16 protein-coding genes are annotated in these 17,681 nt (G+C 59.2%); 5 read left to right on the top strand and 11 right to left on the bottom strand.

Going from position 1 to position 17,681, the window contains the following annotated elements; genetic code table 11:
• Positions 1–2: 2 nt before the first annotated feature.
• From ACOYQJ_RS07195 to cysQ, 7 genes are all read right to left on the bottom strand, one after another.
• Entirely contained in the window at positions 3–1,703 is a 1,701-nt protein-coding gene (locus tag ACOYQJ_RS07195) for a DUF5927 domain-containing protein (protein ID WP_422905339.1), read from the bottom strand.
• Positions 1,700–2,710 (bottom strand): glycosyltransferase family 2 protein, encoded by a 1,011-nt coding sequence (locus tag ACOYQJ_RS07190; RefSeq protein ID WP_422905338.1) that lies wholly within the window; start codon positions 2,708–2,710, stop codon positions 1,700–1,702. Before ACOYQJ_RS07190 ends, ACOYQJ_RS07195 begins: the two co-directional genes overlap by 4 nt.
• A 53-nt stretch (positions 2,711–2,763) precedes the next feature.
• Entirely contained in the window at positions 2,764–3,996 is a 1,233-nt protein-coding gene (locus tag ACOYQJ_RS07185; protein WP_422905337.1) for a glycosyltransferase family 4 protein, read from the bottom strand.
• Complete coding sequence (gene galE / locus ACOYQJ_RS07180; protein WP_422905336.1) at positions 3,953–4,936, bottom strand: UDP-glucose 4-epimerase GalE; 984 nt, start codon at positions 4,934–4,936, stop codon at positions 3,953–3,955. The genes ACOYQJ_RS07185 and galE overlap by 44 nt, the downstream gene beginning before the upstream one ends.
• A gap of 5 nt (positions 4,937–4,941) precedes the next feature.
• Entirely contained in the window at positions 4,942–5,838 is an 897-nt protein-coding gene (gene galU / locus ACOYQJ_RS07175) for a UTP--glucose-1-phosphate uridylyltransferase GalU (protein WP_422905335.1), read from the bottom strand.
• A 123-nt stretch (positions 5,839–5,961) separates the two neighbouring features.
• A complete protein-coding gene (locus ACOYQJ_RS07170) occupies positions 5,962–7,215 on the bottom strand; it encodes a glycosyltransferase family 2 protein (RefSeq protein ID WP_422905334.1) in 1,254 nt (417 codons plus the stop codon).
• Position 7,216: 1 nt separating this feature from the next.
• A complete protein-coding gene (gene cysQ / locus ACOYQJ_RS07165; protein WP_422905333.1) occupies positions 7,217–8,014 on the bottom strand; it encodes a 3'(2'),5'-bisphosphate nucleotidase CysQ in 798 nt (265 codons plus the stop codon).
• 123 nt (positions 8,015–8,137) lie between these two features.
• On the opposite strand from cysQ, the gene ACOYQJ_RS07160 reads away from it, so the two are divergent.
• Complete coding sequence (locus tag ACOYQJ_RS07160) at positions 8,138–8,968, top strand: ABC transporter permease (protein WP_422905332.1); 831 nt, start codon at positions 8,138–8,140, stop codon at positions 8,966–8,968.
• Between the two features lie 93 nt (positions 8,969–9,061).
• Entirely contained in the window at positions 9,062–9,679 is a 618-nt protein-coding gene (locus ACOYQJ_RS07155) for an SH3 domain-containing protein (RefSeq protein ID WP_422905331.1), read from the top strand.
• A gap of 6 nt (positions 9,680–9,685) precedes the next feature.
• Here the strand turns inward: ACOYQJ_RS07155 and ACOYQJ_RS07150 are convergent, their stop codons facing one another.
• Complete coding sequence (locus ACOYQJ_RS07150; RefSeq protein ID WP_422905330.1) at positions 9,686–10,291, bottom strand: alpha-ketoglutarate-dependent dioxygenase AlkB family protein; 606 nt, start codon at positions 10,289–10,291, stop codon at positions 9,686–9,688.
• A gap of 204 nt (positions 10,292–10,495) precedes the next feature.
• On the opposite strand from ACOYQJ_RS07150, the gene dnaK reads away from it, so the two are divergent.
• The 3 genes from dnaK (at position 10,496) to radC (ending at position 14,534) form a co-directional block, all read left to right on the top strand.
• The gene (dnaK, locus tag ACOYQJ_RS07145) at positions 10,496–12,412 is read left to right on the top strand and encodes a molecular chaperone DnaK (RefSeq protein WP_422905329.1); all 1,917 of its coding nucleotides are present in this window, start codon (positions 10,496–10,498) and stop codon (positions 12,410–12,412) included.
• 82 nt (positions 12,413–12,494) lie between these two features.
• A complete protein-coding gene (gene dnaJ, locus ACOYQJ_RS07140) occupies positions 12,495–13,640 on the top strand; it encodes a molecular chaperone DnaJ (protein WP_422905328.1) in 1,146 nt (381 codons plus the stop codon).
• A gap of 129 nt (positions 13,641–13,769) precedes the next feature.
• Positions 13,770–14,534 carry a RadC family protein gene (gene radC / locus ACOYQJ_RS07135; protein WP_422905327.1) on the top strand — a complete coding sequence of 255 codons (765 nt, stop codon included), beginning with the start codon at positions 13,770–13,772 and terminating at the stop codon, positions 14,532–14,534.
• Here radC and ACOYQJ_RS07130 read toward each other — a convergent pair.
• The 3 genes from ACOYQJ_RS07130 to ACOYQJ_RS07120 form a co-directional block, all read right to left on the bottom strand.
• Positions 14,526–16,088 carry a phosphate ABC transporter substrate-binding/OmpA family protein gene (locus ACOYQJ_RS07130; RefSeq protein WP_422905326.1) on the bottom strand — a complete coding sequence of 521 codons (1,563 nt, stop codon included), beginning with the start codon at positions 16,086–16,088 and terminating at the stop codon, positions 14,526–14,528. The two genes, radC and ACOYQJ_RS07130, sit on opposite strands and share 9 nt — an antisense overlap.
• A 22-nt stretch (positions 16,089–16,110) precedes the next feature.
• The gene (locus ACOYQJ_RS07125; protein WP_422905325.1) at positions 16,111–17,082 is read right to left on the bottom strand and encodes a translocase; all 972 of its coding nucleotides are present in this window, start codon (positions 17,080–17,082) and stop codon (positions 16,111–16,113) included.
• A gap of 257 nt (positions 17,083–17,339) precedes the next feature.
• Positions 17,340–17,681: integrase core domain-containing protein (locus ACOYQJ_RS07120; RefSeq protein WP_422905324.1), on the bottom strand; the 342-nt coding region annotated here is incomplete at its 5' end.

Here is a 17,681-nt window from a genome sequence, read left to right as displayed (position 1 = left end):
GCCTATTTCTTGATCAGATAGGGTTTGCGGGCTTGGTCGCGGATATGGCGCGGTATGGGGTCAACCGGGAAATCACCCATCAGATAAGGGTGCATCCCCTGATTTTTGAGATTCTGCAGGAACTGGCCAAAACCGGCAAGGTCTTCCAGCCGAGGCGCTTCGGCCAGTCGGCGCAGAGACTTCTGGCCGATCTCATCGATGATAATCTGCAGGGGCTCCATCGGGGCCTCGATGAACTCGGCCATTGTCCAGATGCGCACGCGCGCTTTGACATCGGGGCTGCGCAGTTCGTCCAGCATCTTGCTTTCGATCTTTTGCAACAAGGCGGCTTTGGCCCGAAGGTCGGCGAAATTGGCATTGGATTTGAACAGTGGCACCGCCCAGGCGCCCGAGATGACGCTGATCTGCGCGTTGGGGTCGCGCGCTATATGCCAATTGATATCGGGGTTGTCGGCGGGACCATATTGGAAACACTGCCGTTCGCCCCGGGTGTTCCAAAGAAGGTTGGTCAGAAATGCCTTGGGGTTTGCATCGCGGAGTTTCGCGTTGCCCGAAAGCGCCCCGTTTATGACGGTCTGCCCGCCAGCAAATTCCACCCGATCGCGCGCAAACAGGTGACCATGCACCTGCGCCCCGGTCGCTCTGGCCAGCCATGGGCCAAAGTCCTGAAACAGTTCTGCAAAGCCCTGAAACACCGAGTATTTCCCGGCGGTCATCCCGTTTTCCCAGCCAAAGTTCGGGAAACGGCTTTGCATATAAAGGCCGGGGCGGCCACGTGTCCGACGTTCCACCGCCTTGGCAAAGATACGGTCGATCTTCCCGGGATTGGGTTCTTGGCGCGACATGGCGCGCTCGGGATCTGTCAGGAAGGCCTGATAGAGCCGTTCGGCATGGGGCCAGATCTTGCGCGCCACAAAACAATCGGATCGCCGCAACAGCTGCAAATGATCATCGTAGAAGATGTGCGGTTTGCCCTGAAAGTCGAACTTGGACAGAGTCAGAGAACGGCTTTCGATATTGGTCGAATACAGCCGCGACAATGTCTGGAAATAGCTTTCATCCGGGATCCAGACGCGTCGGAAATAGGCGTCATATTTGGGCCGGGCAGGATCTTGGAGGATCGCAGACAGGGTCTGGCGCGTCAGGCACCACCATTGCGACCCCATATGCGGCACCACGCCTTCGGGAATGTTGCGTTTGTAGCGGATAAGGCGCTGCGCCTCGACAAATTTGTCAAAAAGATAGCGATGCTTGCGCCAGGAAAACGGGAAGTGAAGGGTAAAGCGTTCTTCGTCCAGGCCGCCAACGGTCCAGGGAACATCCGCAGTTGTGGCGCTTTCGATAAAGTCGGTGCGGGGGCGGTCACGAAGATATTGCCGCAACTCGTGAACCGGTCGCAGCGGCAGGCAAGACCCGGAGGAAAGATAGACGTGCCTGACGGCTTCGAACCGCTCCAACATCAGTTCTGCCGCGTCCTGACTGGCGGCGACCAGACCCCAGGTGCCCCATTCGCAGCGATGTCGTTTGGAAAAGATGATGTCGGGCACATCGGCCAGCTTTGCGACAAAGCGATTGTAAGTGGGTTTTGGCACCATCTTATCGACGTGGATCACCACCGGACAACCGCCGCGCGCCCAGTGACGGGCGGTCTGTTCGGCCCGGTCCAGCGCGGTGTGTACCAGCATGACGACCCCTACCGTCATGCCCAGTTTCCTTTGGACATCAGGCCCAAAATCTCAAGCTGTCGCCAGTTGATGTATTTCTCGGACCATTTGCACCAAAGCTCGGGGTTGTCCTTGATCCCATCCGCGTAGGCCAGATATTCACGCGACGCGCCGTAATGCTGGCCGCGGTCCAGTTCTTCGGCGGCTTTTTCGGTGAAGGTTTCCAGAAATTTGGTGTGCAGCAGAATGCCACTTGCCTTCTCACCGCCCCATTCATCGTAGACGAGGTTCAGCCCGCGCGGCAGCAGGTTGTGGGTTGAGCTGACGTAGGCATAGCTCCGATCCCATTTGACCAGCGGGATCTTGTTCAGCGCTGGGGCCAGCTCGGGCTCATCAGCGAAAAACACGCGGGCGCGGGGGCCGCCCTGTATCCAGAGATTTCCGAACTTCGGGTTCTTTTTCAGCGTGTAATTCCCGGCATCGAACCACGACGCGATCTCAAGCGGGTTCTGGCCGGGCATGTATGGCTGCTGGTCGATCCGCCCTTTCGGGTACATGTCGAGCAGCATCGCCGAAAAGGATTTGATCGAAGACGCATCCAGCCAGTCGGTCAGCGCGCGCAGGGGGCGAGTGTCGCAGAACGGGTAAAGGAACAATTCGTCCGGATCAACGGTCAGGCACCAATGGCCATGTCCGTGCTTCCTCAAAAGCCAGTTCAGCCAATCGACCCCAAATCGCGACCGCTTGTACCCTGCCGGGGTCGTCCAGACCGAACAATCCTCTTGTTGAGACAGGTAGTTGAGCGAGCCATCATCGCTGTCATTATCGACAAAGAAAAAGTGGTTCACGCCCATGTCGCGGTAGTATTGCAGGAAGAAAGGCAGGCGCACCCCTTCGTTGCGTTGCGTGCAAAACAGCAAGATGTCCGAGGGTTGGATATTGGCGGTGCGATTGGTGACGGGGTTCAGTTCACGCCGTTTGCGAAAGGCGCGAATAAGCCAGCGCTTTCGCTGGAGCCGAAGCCGATATGACCGCCATGCGCCCAACTGTATGCCCCTAAGATGGCCGTTGATACGGCTCTGTACCACTCAAGCGGCTATCAGATCATCCTTAACACGGTCTTGAAATGCGCGTCCCATGAGGGCGGTTGCCACCCCATCCCAGCACTTTTTTCTGCCCCGCCGCGGTTTTGATCCGAATTCGCCAAACCCCTTATCTCGTGGCGCCAAAGATACCTGTCAGAGACCGACGCGTAAACGGGAATATTTCCAAGCACTTCCCGGTAGATTGGCAGGTCGTTGCACACAACCGGAACCCCCATCGCCGCGGCTTCGATCGGGGGCAGGCCGTAGCCTTCGGCGAGGCTGGGGAACAGCAGACCACGAGAGTCTTTGAGCAAGCCGGATACCTCCGGATCACTTAAACCGGGCAGTTCGTGCACGAGGGGTGGCTTTGCGTCTAGCCGGGCAAAAATGGCGTCGTTTTCCCAACCGCGATGGCCACAGATCAGCAAGTGCGCCTCGGGGATGTCGCCCCAAAGGTCTAAAAGCAAGGCATGGTTCTTGCGCGGCTCGATTGTTCCAAGGCAAACGAAATAGGGATGCCCGTCCCAAGGCCCCGACGGCGCGATGCCGGGTGTCGGTTCGTGAACCCCCAGATGCGCGACCAATGTCTTGGGCGTCTGCGGTGCGGCGTGGCGCAGGACATCGGCCTTGGTTTGCCGCGAATTGCAGATGATCAGATCGGCGCGGCGCACGGCGCATTTCAGGAAACGCGCAAAGGCCTCGGCAGTCTTCTTTCGCTGATACTGCGGGAAATCCAACGGGATCGTGTCATGGATCATAACGCCGATGCGGGCGCCGGGGATCAAACGCAACGCAGAAATCACGCGGTCCGTCAGATTGGAATGCCCGACATTCAAATAGCACGTGCCCTTGGGCAAATGTTTGCGCAGCATCCGTGGCAAGCTGATCGGCAAGCAGCGGTCACGGCAGATGCGTCGCAGGTCCGCCTCGGCCCGGGCGCGCAGCGGATCCATTCCGCGCTTGATCCGGGACAGGCGGTCCGCGGGGCCAAAATCATGGTCGGTCAGCTTATCACGCAGTTTGGCGCAGCCGGCGCGATCCAGCAGCACATAACCAAGCGCACTGCGCACCAGCCCAAAGAGCGGCGTATCCAGCGAAAGAAAATGGTCCAGATAGGCTTTTTCGACGCGATCCACACCCGTAAAGGGACGTCCGGCGCGGCGAACCAGACGGGTCAGGTCCAGCAACCGCGCGGCGGCTGGGCTATTTGTCGTAATGCCCATTTCGATGCCAATTCCACGCGTCACCAATCATTTGCGGCAGTGATGAACGCTGTGGACTCCAGCCCAGGTCCGCCTCGGCGCGGGTCGAACCGGACACCAGCTTGGTCGCATCTCCGGCGCGGCGCGGACCTTCGGAATAGGGCACGTCTAGGTTGGTGACAGCGCGCGACGCATCAATGACTTCGCGCACGGAAAACCCCTTGCCGGTCCCAAGGTTGAAGACGTGGCTGCCCTTGTCGTCCTGAAGCCACTTCAACCCCAGCACATGCGCATCGACCAGATCGCAGACGTGCACGTAGTCGCGGATGCAGGTGCCGTCAGGCGTATCGTAGTCGGTTCCATGGATCGTCAGTGCGGGCCGCTTGCCATCGATCGCCTCAAGCATCACGGGGATCAGGTGCGTTTCGGGGCGATGATGCTCGCCCACCTCGCCGTCCGGATCGCCACCCGCCACGTTGAAATAGCGGAAAATGACGTGTCGCAGCCCATGTGCGGCCTCGAAATCGCGCAGGATGTCCTCGACTGCACGCTTGGAGGCGCCATAGGCGTTCAGCGGTTCCTGCGGCGTGTTTTCGTCCAGCACCACATTGTCATGCTCGCCGTAGGTCGCGCAGGTCGAGGAAAACACGAAGTCCATGACGCCCGCCGCAACGGCAGCTTCGATCAGGGTCAATGAACCTTCGACATTGTTGCGCCAGTAGATGCCGGGCTTGGCCATCGCCTCGCCGACCTGAGACAGCGCGGCAAAATGCATGACGGCGACGGGCTGATAGCGCGCAAACACCTCATCCAGACGGGCGCGATCAGACAAGCTGCCCTTTTCGAAGGGGCCAAACTTTACCGCGTCTTCCCAGCCGGTGACCAGATTGTCATAGGTGACGGGGGTAAATCCCGCCTGCTTCAAGGCTTTGCACGCGTGGCTACCGATGTAGCCCGCGCCGCCAGTTACAAGTACGTTTGTCACTTTGGTTATTCCGCGGCCTTCTTGGCTGCCATGATTTCCTGAAGGTAGCTTTCCAGATCATCACGCAGATCATCGCGGGCAAGGCCAAAGGCCACGGTGGCCTGAAGGAACCCTGCCTTCGACCCGCAATCGAAACGCTGGCCACGGAAGCGATAGCCGAAAACACCGTCGCCTTCGGGCAGAAGCTCCTGCGCAATGGCATCCGTCAGTTGGATTTCACCGCCCGCGCCGGACTTCATCTTGTTCAGATGCTTGAAAATATTGGGCGACAGAATGTACCGGCCAATCACCGCCAGATTTGACGGAGCGGTGCCAGCGGCAGGCTTTTCGACCATGTTCTTGACCGAAACCATGGAGCCCATGTCTTCTTTGACGTCAAGAATACCGTAGGAAGATGTCTTTTCCTGCGGCACCTCCATCGCGGCAACCATGCTGCCGCCGGTTTCTTCGTAGGCTTCGACCATCTGCTGAAGGCAGGGCTTTTCGGCGGCGATCACGTCGTCGGGCAGCATCACGGCAAAGGGTTCATTGTGGACCAACCGGCGCGCGCACCAGACCGCATGGCCAAGGCCAAGCGCCCGGTGCTGGCGGATATAAGCGATCTCACCGGAGTCCATGTTGGTGGATTTCAGCACTTCAAGCAGGTCATCCTTGCCCTTCTTGCGCAGCTCCTGTTCCAGCTGCGGCGCGTGGTCAAAGTAGTCCTCAAGCGCGCCTTTGCCGCGCGAGGTCACAAAGATGAATTCCTTGATGCCAGCAGCGCGGGCTTCGTCGATGGCGTATTGAACAAGGGGGCGATCAACCAAGGTCATGATCTCTTTCGGGACCGACTTGGTGGCTGGAAGAAAACGGGTTCCCATACCTGCGACGGGGAAGATCGCTTTCGTTACCTTTTTACGCATCACCTTGCTCCTTACTCAATTCACTTCGCGCTTATCGCACGGATGCTGCAGCAGCACTATAGCGTGTTGTTCAATAGTGTAGGTCAAACATAACATGATTGCTAAAACAGTCCGCGTTTGTGCCTATTTTTTCGCATTATTGTCGTCAAATCCACCACGAACTGGCTCGATCCGGGTGATTTCCGACCTGATGCGGGTGGAAAAGCGCCGGTAGCGCAGTATAGGAGCATTCCGCAGGCTGCGGCCAAAGCGTCCTCCGGTCTGTTCCCACACACCGTTTTCGGTAAAGCGCACTCGGTGATATCGCGCTGTGGGCGACAGCAGGAACAGGCTGACAATCTCGCCGTTTTCGACCGCCTTGGCGGCAGCTCGCCGCAAAGCGGAGGCTTGCCAGAACCGTCCGGACAGAAACTTGCGCGGAGCGCCCGGGCGTCCGGGGAACGGTCGAAACTTTTCCGAGGACGGGGGGAGCGGGACCAGCGGTGCGAAATTGCGCGCGGCGCCTTCGCGTGCACCGCGATCAAGGCTGCGCATCAGACGCCAGACATCGTCCGAACCCAAAGGTCCGCGCTGCATCAAGCGTATAAGGCGCAGACGTTGTTCGCGGCGAAAGGCTTTCCACGCCTTTTTCCGCTCTGTCTCGGGTGCGTGTTTGCGCAGGTACAACATCTGAGAGGCGCCGATCTGGGTCAGGTCGCGTGGTGTGCGGTCGGCACCGCGCCGCGCACTGGCTGCAAAACCGTGGTGCACCTGCGCCAAAGGAACGACGGCGGTTCCCAGCCCCTCCTGGGCCAGTCGGATGTTGAGATCGGTTTCGTCGAGATAGAACCGGAACCCTGGATCGAAGCCGCCCATTTTTGCCAAGGTATCCCGGCGCACGGCCATGTTGGTGCCTTCAGTCTTGATCGCCCGGCCCTTTTGCGGGGGCAGAACCACTGGTTCCGTGCCTTCCAAAGCGAGATCCTCGGTTTGCCCGAAACGGTCGACACAGCGGGCGCGCCATTGAAAGGAAATCCCGTTTCTCCCGATGACATAACCAGTCGCGGCAGCAACCTCGGATGCGGTAAAGGGGGCGGCAAGATGCTGCAGCCACAGCGGCTCGGGCACAGCATCGTCATCGATAAAGGCGATGATTTCACCCGCAGCCACTCCAATTCCGGCGTTGCGTGCGGCCGAGATATTCGCCTCGTCAAAGGGGATCAGCTTCATCTGCGCTGCCTCGGGCCGCGCCCGGGCAACGGCTAGCCCTTCGGCGCAGGCAACAAGGATCACTTCGAATGTCGGATAATCCAGTTGTGACAGCCCGTTCAGACAGCGCGCCAGCGCCTGTGGCCGCGCTTGGCTGACCACTATGACGCTGACAGGCGCGCAGTCCATATCAGGCGTCTTTCAGATCCACACCGGGCGCGTAGGCGATGAAGAATGGGTTTGCGAACCCCTGTTTGCCATAAGCCAGCGGGCTGTGGTCATCAAAGCGGACAACCCGTCCGCCAGCGCCATTGAGAACCGCATGACCAGCTGCGGTGTCCCACTCCATCGTGCGGCCGACGCGCGGATAAAGGTCTGCCTCACCCGTCGCAACAAGGCAAAACTTGAGCGACGATCCCGCGCTTTTCATGTCCTTGACGGAATATTTGTTGATGTAATCGTCGGTTGCCTGATCGCGGTGCGATTTGGAGGCCACAACCATCAATGCGCTGTTGTTCGGCTCGGACACTTTGATTGGCTTGGTTTCGCCCGGGGCGTCAACGTCGAATGGGCCCATTTCCTCGACCGAATGACCGGTGCTGTCGGTGTAGAACATGCGGTTTCGCGCCGGTGCATAGACCACGCCGCGTGTCGGAACGCCGTCTTCGACCAGCGCGATGTTCACGGTGAAATCGCCGCGCCGTTTGATGAATTCCTTTGTGCCGTCCAGCGGGTCGACGATCAGGAAGGTCATCGCCGACACTTCGTGGCTGTCCGCCTGTTCTTCGGTGACAAGGGCCACGTCAGGAAATTCCGCCCGAAGCCCGGCCGAGATCAGGGCATCGGCGGCTTCATCGGCTTCGGTCACGGGGCTGTCGTCTGATTTGACCTTAACATCAAAGTCGTCAGCGTTGTAGACGTCCATGATTTTGTCGCCCGCTTCCAGAGCAAGGCGGCGCATGACAGAGACCAATTGGGAATAGTTCACGGCAATACTCCTGTTCGCAGCGCGTGCGGATTTATTGATTTGAAAACCTACCCGCCTTATGGTGCGAAATGTAAAGAACGGCAAGAAGCCGCAATTCGGGCCTCGCATCGGAGCAGTGAGCGCATGTTTCAGGTTAACAAACCCCGCTCGCGGTTGGGTTCTGCGGTCTATATTGCCGAACTGATCTATCATAACTCGGTCAGGGCGGTGCGGAAGACGCATGGCAATGCCATTCTCGCGATCCTGATGAACATGCTGCAAACCGTCATATTTGTGCTGGCGTTCTTTTTCATGTTCCAGATTCTCGGGATGCGTGGCACGGCCATTCGCGGCGACTTCATGATTTACATCATGACTGGTGTTTTCCTTTACATGACGCACTCCAAGACCCTTGGCGCTGTGGCAGGATCAGAAGGGCCGGCCAGCCCGATGATGCAGCATGCGCCGATGAATACCGCGATTGCGATTGCCTCTGCGATGCTGAGCACGTTGTACATCCAGCTGCTTTCGCTTCTGGCCATCATGTTTGTCTATGATGTGGCTTTTAACCCCTTCGTTTTGCAGGAGATTCACGATCCAATCGGCTGTTTGGCGATGATCCTTCTGTCGTGGTTCTCTGGCGCGGCCATCGGCATGGTTTTCCTTGCGGTCAAGCCTTGGTTCCCAACGCCGGTAAGCATCATTTCAACGGTCTACCAGCGGGCAAACATGATCGCCTCGGGCAAGATGTTCGTGGCCAACGCCATGCCTGGTTATATGCTGGTAATGTTCGATTGGAATCCACTGTTCCACAGCATCGACCAGTCGCGCGGCTACGCCTTTGTCGATTACAACCCGCGCAATTCGAATTGGGAATACGCGCTGTACCTGTCGCTGGTGTTGATCATGATTGGCCTGATGGGTGAGTTTTTCACGCGCAAACACGCCTCGGCGTCGTGGAGCGCGCGGCGCTAGGACGGGTTCGGCAACGTCAGGGATTCAACGCTGGGTCGATTGAAGCTTTCAGGTTAGGATTTAGGCATTATTCATGCTCAAAGGAATTTTCTGATGTCCCGACTGTTATTCCCCCTCGCGGCCTGTTTGGCCTTTTGCCTTGGCCTTCCCGCCGCGGCGCAGGACTTTCCGGCGCTTTATGATGTTGTTGATGTGGCGCAAGACGACGTTCTGAATGTGCGCAGGGAACCAAACGCCAGTTCAGAGATCGTCGGGACACTGAGCCCGAGCCAAGCCGGGGTCGAAGTGATCAAGACCGACGGTGCGGGAAAATGGGGGTTCGTCAACTTGGGTGAGCAGTCGGGCTGGGCGTCGCTTCGGTATATGCAAGCCGTGCCGGACGGCTATTTGCCAAAGTGGCAGGCTTTGTCCTGTTCCGGGACGGAACCGTTCTGGGGGCTGTCCATCCAACAGGGCCAGACTGCGACGTTTGACGAATTCGGGGATGCGAAGAGTTATGCCATTGGCAACCTGACCCCCGCCAGCGGACGGTTCTGGCCCTACGCGATCTTTGGCGAAAGCGGCCCGGACAGAATGAGCGCGGTGATCGCTCCGGGGTACTGCGACGACGGCATGTCGGATCAGGAATTCGGCCTGACGGTCGCGCTTATTCTTGAGGGGGCGGACAGGGCATTTTACAGCGGGTGCTGTACATTGGACAGCGGCAACTGAGGCGGTTCAGGTCACCACCCGCAGAGTCAGATTGATCCGTCCGCCATCCCGCAACAGAGTGGACGATCCGAACCGGATCCGATCCACTCCGTGATGCGCCAGACGCGCAGCGCCGCCCATCACGACCACGTCGCCCGAACGCAGCCAAAGCGACTCGGTCTTGCCGCCGCGCGCGACGTTCCCCATGCGAAACAGCCCCTCGTCCCCCAGAGAGATCGAGAGAACCGGGCAGGTGAAATCCGCCTCGTCCTTGTCCTGATGCAGTCCCATGCGGGCGCCTTCGCCGTACCAGTTGATCAGGCAGCATTCCGGCTGGCGCGGACAGGCGGCCAGCGCATCCCAGACCGACAGAACCGAGGCAGGGATCGCGGGCCAGTCCACGCCGCTTGGATGGCGCGGTTCGTATCGATACCCGCTTCGATCGGTCACCCAGCCAAACTGCCCGGCGGCAGACATGCGCACGGACATCGGCTTGCCCCGCGGTGTGACGGGTTGGACCAGCGGCGCAGCCCGCAAAACGCCGCGTAAATCCTCGATCATAGCCGCTTGTTGCGACCGATCGAGATAGTCGGGATAGATGCGGAATCCCTTGAGAGTTAACGGATCATCCATCGCTTTTGCCTTTTCCGGGCCAATAGTTGCAATTTTCCGGTCAAATGCGCCTTGTGCGGTGCTTGCAGGGGGCAATTCCCCTCCTTATATACCCTCCGAAGCCGCCTGCGGGGCAATCCCCAAAGGCCTCAGAAATGCGGGGCAGGATGCCAAAATGGGTCCGACGTCTCGTGACATCGCCTTGACTTTAGAAAGGGATCGAAAATGGCCAAAGTGATCGGTATCGACCTCGGCACAACTAACTCTTGCGTTGCTATCATGGATGGTAGCACCGCGCGCGTCATCGAAAACTCGGAAGGCGCACGTACAACACCCTCTATCGTCGCCTTCACAGACGACGAACGGCTCGTCGGTCAGCCCGCCAAGCGGCAGGCCGTGACCAACCCCGAAGCCACGATTTTCGCCGTCAAGCGCCTGATCGGCCGCCGCACTACGGATGCGGAAGTCACGAAGGACCAGAACATTGTCCCGTTCAAGATCGTTGACGGTGGCAATGGCGACGCATGGGTCGAAGCCAAGGGCCAGAAATATTCGCCCTCGCAGATTTCGGCCTTTATTCTGGGCAAGATGAAAGAGACCGCTGAGTCCTATCTTGGCGAAGAAGTGACGCAGGCCGTTATCACCGTGCCCGCCTACTTCAACGACGCCCAGCGTCAGGCCACCAAAGATGCTGGCAAGATTGCCGGCCTCGAAGTGCTGCGCATCATCAACGAGCCGACCGCGGCTGCGCTTGCCTATGGCCTCGACAAGAAAGAAACCCGCACCATCGCGGTCTATGACCTTGGCGGCGGTACTTTCGATGTTACCATTCTGGAAATCGACGACGGCTTGTTCGAAGTGAAGTCCACCAACGGCGACACCTTCCTTGGCGGTGAAGACTTTGACATGCGCATCGTCAACTACCTCGCAGAGCAGTTCAAGAAGGACAACGGCGTTGACCTGACCAAGGACAAGATGGCCCTGCAGCGTCTGAAAGAGGCGGCGGAAAAGGCCAAGATCGAATTGTCCTCGGCGAGCCAGACCGAAATCAACCAGCCCTTCATCTCGATGGGCAAGGACGGCCAGCCGCTGCACATGGTGATGAAGCTGACCCGCGCCAAGCTGGAAAGCCTTGTGGGTGACCTGATCAAAGCCTCGATCAAGCCATGTCAGGCTGCTCTGAAAGACGCGGGCCTGTCGACCTCGGACATCGACGAAGTCGTTCTGGTTGGCGGTATGACCCGGATGCCGAAAGTCATCGAAGAGGTGACCAAGTTCTTTGGCAAAGAGCCGCACAAGGGTGTGAACCCGGACGAAGTGGTTGCCATGGGCGCCGCCATTCAGGCAGGTGTTCTGCAAGGTGACGTGAAGGACGTTGTCCTTCTGGACGTGACGCCGCTGTCTCTGGGCATCGAAACGCTGGGTGGCGTGTTCACCCGTCTGATCGACCGGAACACCACGATCCCGACGAAAAAGTCTCAGGTCTTCTCGACCGCCGAAGACAACCAGTCGGCCGTGACGATCCGCGTATTCCAGGGCGAGCGTGAGATGGCCGCCGACAACAAGATGCTGGGCCAGTTCAACCTTGAGGACATCCCGCCCGCGCCGCGCGGCATGCCCCAGATCGAGGTGACCTTTGACATCGACGCCAACGGCATCGTGTCGGTGGGCGCCAAGGATAAGGCGACCGGCAAGGAACAGCAGATCACGATCCAGGCCTCCGGCGGTCTGTCGGACGAGGACATCGAAAAGATGGTTCGGGAGGCGGAAGAAAACGCCGAATCCGACAAAGAGCGCAAGGAGTTGGTCGAAGCCCGCAACCAAGCGGAAAGTCTGATCCACTCGACCGAGAAGTCGATCGAAGAACACGGCGACAAGGTTGATCCCTCGACCGTCGAAGCCATCGAACTGGCCGTTGCTGCCCTTCGGGACGAGCTTGAAAAAGACGACGCGACCGCGGACAAACTGAAGTCTGGCATCCAGAACGTGACCGAAGTCGCGATGCGTCTGGGCGAAGCGATTTACAAGGCGCAGTCCGAGCAGGGTGATGATGAGCCCGCAGCGGCGGACAGCTCTGGTCCGGCAGATGATGACATCGTTGATGCGGACTTCGAGGATCTCGACGACAACAAGCGGGCCTAAGGCTTTCGCCTGCGGAACCAAGTTGGGGCCGGTCCGGACGCCGGACCGGCCCCTCCTTGTTCCGGTATAAGGAGGGCAGATCATGTCCAAACGTGACTACTACGACGTGCTCGGGGTCTCCAAGGGCGCGTCAGCAGACGAAATCAAAAAGGCTTATCGCAAGAAGGCCAAGGAACTGCACCCGGACCGCAACGCCGACAACCCCGAGGCCGAGGCGCAGTTCAAGGAAGCCAACGAAGCCCATGAGGTCCTCAAGGACGCCGAGAAAAAGGCGGCCTACGACCGCTTTGGCCACGCGGCATTCGAAGGCGGCATGGGCGGCGGCGGTGGTCGGCCCGGCGGCATGGGTGGAAGCGGCGATTTTGCCAGCGCTTTCTCGGATGTGTTCGACGATCTTTTCGGCGACTTCATGGGTGGCCGTCAGGGCGGGCGTCAACGCGCGGCGCGGGGTGCAGACTTGCGCTATAACCTGCGCGTCTCCTTGGAAGAGGCTTTTGGCGGGTTGCAGAAAACCATCAATGTCCCGACCTCGGTACAATGCGATGAATGCAGCGGGTCCGGCTCTGAAGGCGGTGCTGAACCGACCACCTGCCCGACCTGTTCCGGCATGGGCAAGGTGCGGGCAACGCAGGGCTTTTTCACTGTCGAACGCACTTGCCCAACCTGTTCGGGCCTTGGCCAGATTATCAAGAATCCCTGCGGTAAATGCGGTGGCAATGGCCGCGTCCACAAGGATCGTGCGCTGTCTGTGAACATCCCCGCCGGGGTTGAGACTGGCACGCGTATTCGCCTTGCCGGCGAAGGCGAAGCCGGAATGCGCGGGGGTCCTCCAGGTGATTTGTACATCTTTATCGAGGTGACAGCGCACAAGATTTTTGAGCGTGAAGGAACCGAGCTGCACTGCCGTGTTCCGGTTTCCATGATCGCGGCCGCCTTGGGTGGAGACATCGAGGTGCCGACCATTGACGGCGGGCGTTCCAGAGTGAAAATCCCTGCGGGCAGCCAGTCGGGCCGTCAGATGCGTCTGCGTGGCAAAGGCATGCCCGCGCTGCGCGGCGGCGGTCATGGCGACATGTTCATCGAACTGGCGGTAGAAACGCCTGTGAACCTGACCTCAAGGCAGAAAGAACTGTTGCGCGAGTTCGAGGACCTGAGCGAGGACAACAATCCAGAGGCGTCCAGTTTCTTTAGTTCGGTCAAGAACTTCTGGGATTCCATGAAAGGGTGAACTGATGATCAGCGCCGAAGATGGCGTTTCATCCGTCAGCTTGAAGTCTGAGTTGATAGGGCGGGGGGAAACCTCCGCCCTTTGCTTTTGTTAACCCGCCGCTAACCAAATCTGCCGCATGCTCAGGTCATGACCCGAGGCCCGCATTTCTCTGACAGCCAGGCTGCGCTTTTCGACCACGACGAAGCGCCCCAAGCGGTGTTGCCGCGATCTGACCGCTTGCCCAGTTACATCAAGGATCACCGCGCGCGCCTGCGCGAACGGTTCCTGATTGGTGGTGCCGATGCTCTGCCGGACTATGAACTGCTGGAACTGGTCCTGTTCCGCGCCATTCCCCGCAGGGACGTCAAGCCGCTGGCGCGGGAGTTGTTGGAAACCTTTGGCGATTTCAACGGCGTGGTGTCGGCGCCCATTGCGCGTTTGCAGCAGGTTAAAGGACTGGGTGACGCGGTTGTCACCGAACTGAAGATCGTTGAGGCGGCGGCGCACCGGTTGGCGCGGTCTCGGGTGATCCGCAAACATTTGCTCAGCAGTTGGGACGCGCTGTTGGACTATTGCCAGACCGCCATGGCACATGGCGACATTGAACAGTTTCGTGTGCTGTATCTGGACCGCAAGAATGTCCTGATCGCTGATGAGGCCCAGGCGCGCGGCACCGTCGATCACGTGCCCGTTTACCCACGCGAAGTGGTCAAACGTGCGCTGGAACTGAATGCCACTGCAATGATCCTCGTGCACAACCACCCTTCTGGGGATCCCACCCCGAGCCACGCTGATATCGAAATGACCGAGCAAATCAGGCTGGCAGCCGATGCCTTGGGGATCACACTGCACGATCATCTGGTTATTGGAAAATCGCGCGAGCTGAGCTTTCGCGCCGAAGGCCTACTTTAGCCAGACCTCGACCCGTCGATTGACCTGCCGTCCCCAAGCACTGTTGTCACAGGCCATCGGCATGGCTTCGCCAAAGGCTTCGGTCAGGATTTCGACCTGATTGGTGTCGGCGGTTTCCGCGGCTTCCAGAACGGCGCGGCGCACCGTCTCGGCGCGCTTTCGGGCGATGGCCATGTTGCTTTGCGCGGGCCCCTGCCCATCAGAAAAGCCGACAAAAACCAGTTTCCGCCCGTCATAGGCACCGCTTTCGAGCGACCGGGCCAATTGTTGCACGTTCGATCGCGATTGCGCATCCAGCCGTGACGATCCGGCCTCGAACCGGAAAGAGGTCGTCAAGCGGCGCATTTCGGAGAGGGTTCGGGTCATTCGACGGAGCTCGTCCAGCCCGCCTTCGCCTTCAGCCACGAGGATGGCATTAGTAAAGCGGTTGCCTTGCAGATCGACCGGGACCTCCTCGGGGGCCTGATCCACAAAGCCCGCGCGCCGGATAACGATTTGCGCCGGAGGTGAGCGGGTGAAGGTCAGAAACTCCCGCGCCAGCGCAGGCAGACGACGGGCCGGCAGGTAAAGGAACATCGGCGCGGTCAAAGGAAAATCTTCAGTCTTGATGCTGCGTCGGGCGGCGCGCAGTTGGAACCCGCAAGGGCCAGTCAGCCCTAGCGGCTTTGCGTTTCCAATTTCGGAAAAACTGGCAAGGCCAATGCCAAAAGGATCGCGCGCGATCGCGGTGGCCAGTTCCGCGTTGGTGCTGTGGCGGATCACCTCGGCCCTAAGCTCGGAGCGCGCTGGGGTCAGCAACCGATCCTCCACACCCTGAGACAACCCGGACCCGGCGTCGCGAAGATGCACGGTGACAGGGGCATCCGGGCCGCCCAATTCTCGCCAGTTTACAAGATTCCCCGACAGAATACGCGAAAGGTCCGTTGGTGAAATCGCATCGACCGGATTGATCGGCGCCACGATCGGCACCATGGCGTCAAGCGCCAGTACCCGGCTGCGATTGGGGTGCAGCAGATCGCCAAGCCCGGCCTCCCGGGCAAGGGCAACTTCGCTGCGCCGGATTTCTCGCAGCGCCATCACGATGTCGGCGTCATCGCCAAGCAGATCGGCAAAGCCTTCGTCGGTGTTGCTGACGCGGAACGCGAACCGGCCGACCAGCTTGCCCGATTTCGTATCGGTCAGCTTGTACTGGAAAAGCGCAGGATCCAGATCTTCGCGCACAGCGCTCAAACCTGTGCGCAGCGCGAAGGATTCGATCAAGGCGGGCATCAGGACAGTGCCGATGGTGGCCGATCCCGAGATAGAAAGATCGGCGACGTAATCAGTAAGCGAAGGGCAGCCGACACCTTCACAAAATACGCCAGAGCCATCGACCGTCAGTTCGCCGTACTGTGTGCGAAGGCGATAAAACTCACCGTCAAAGCCCAGAAGAGTGCCGGTCAGTTCAACCCCGCCATCGCGCGAACGCAGCGTGATATCCTGCGCCAATGCTCCGCTCACCGGACCCAGTACAAAGAAAAGTGCGGCGAGAACCGCCGCACAAAAATATCGCATGAGAAACCTGCTTTACCGCTTCTTAACGTGCGGCGACTTTCAGGTCTTCGACGATGTTTTTCAACACCAGAAAGTCACCAACGCTGTCACATTCGGGCATTTCGAGTGTCAGATCACCAACCTTCAGCTTGCCACCTTCGCGGATTTGCAGTGTTTGTGCCTCTACATGGCCGTCGCAGTTGGCAGCAGTTACCTCGGCTTCGATCGACAACAGAACGTCTCCACCTTTTTTTGCGGTGCCTGAGGGGAAGGAATAGACCTCGACCATCAGCGCATCAGGGGAGCTTTCTTGCCCAAGGCGCACCAGAAAGCCGCCTTCGCCATTGGCTGCACGACCCAGATCGCCAGCGGAGGCAGACCAGACATGGCCATCGGTGAAATAGTCGGCCGAGAATTCACGGGCGTGCAGCTGAAGACCAGCTTCGCCTTTCCATTGCACTGCGACGCGATCATAGAAGGGCAGCGAGGTGACATCGGTCTTGGCAGTCGCTCCTTCTCCGTTTGTGAAGGCGGCGATAAAGGTGGCGTTTTCGTCAAGCGCGGGCACATTGATCTGAAGCGTTCCGTCGGGCTGCATGACTTCGGTAAACATCATGCCTTGATGATGGATGGTCACGCGCTCGCTGGCGTGACACGGCGCGTCCAGCGTCAAAGACACCATCGCGCCTGCGGTTGTCGTCGCGTTCATCTCGATGTCGCAGGCGAACCCTGCTGGCTCATCCTCTGGCGGGATCGGCGCATCAAACGCGGCCAATTGCACCGGAGCAGAGCGAACCGGGGGTTGCGGTAGGGCGCTTTGCTGTAGCCCCTCGATTGGCAGGCGCGGCGCACCAAGGCCCGAGGACGTCAGTGTGATATCTCCGACCTCGATAGGCTCTTCCAAGTTTGCTTTGCCGCCAGAAGGCAGGGCAATGCCGTATTGCATGATGTAACCGATCGCCAATGCGCAGATCAGGGTGACGCCACCAATGATATAGCTCTTGAGACGTGCCATGACGGCCTCCCTTGATTAACAGATTGGAAACATCTTGGCTCTCAATGGTGGCAGGCTTTTGGCGCCTCGGCGGAGTCATTGCGGCATTTCTGGCGCAATTGTGCTGAAATGCGCAACCAAAGCGCTGCAGGTCGACCCTGACACGCAGATGTTCTGTGACCTGCCCCCTGCCGGTCCCTCATTCATAACGAGAGTCCGCGGGATGGTGCTCTGCTCCCCAAGGTTGGACCACCGGAAGCCGGATTTTCCGGGCTGTTTCACGATGACGGGCTGGTAACGTCATCAGGATAATGTAAGGCAATCGGGACGTTGTATCCGATCGCGCTGTGGGGACGATCCTCGTTGAAGTGTCTACGCCAACCTTCCAACTTTTCCTGGGCGTCGGCAAGGCTCATGAACCGATGGGCGTTCAGGCACTCCGACCGAAGTTTGCTGTTGAAGGCCTCGATGAACCCGTTGTCCGTCGGCTTACCCGGCCTTGAGAAGTCCAGCGTGACGTCGTTGGCGTAGGCCCATAGGTCCGTAAGCGACGGCCACGCCCCATTGATTTCGCACTTGCTCGGTGTCGCGGCGGGATGAAGCGGAGGACGGTCGGTAGC

It is taken from the genome of Pacificoceanicola algae (assembly GCF_049341065.1).
Classification (GTDB): domain Bacteria; phylum Pseudomonadota; class Alphaproteobacteria; order Rhodobacterales; family Rhodobacteraceae; genus Pacificoceanicola.
This window is presented reverse-complemented; position numbering and strand designations above follow the sequence as displayed.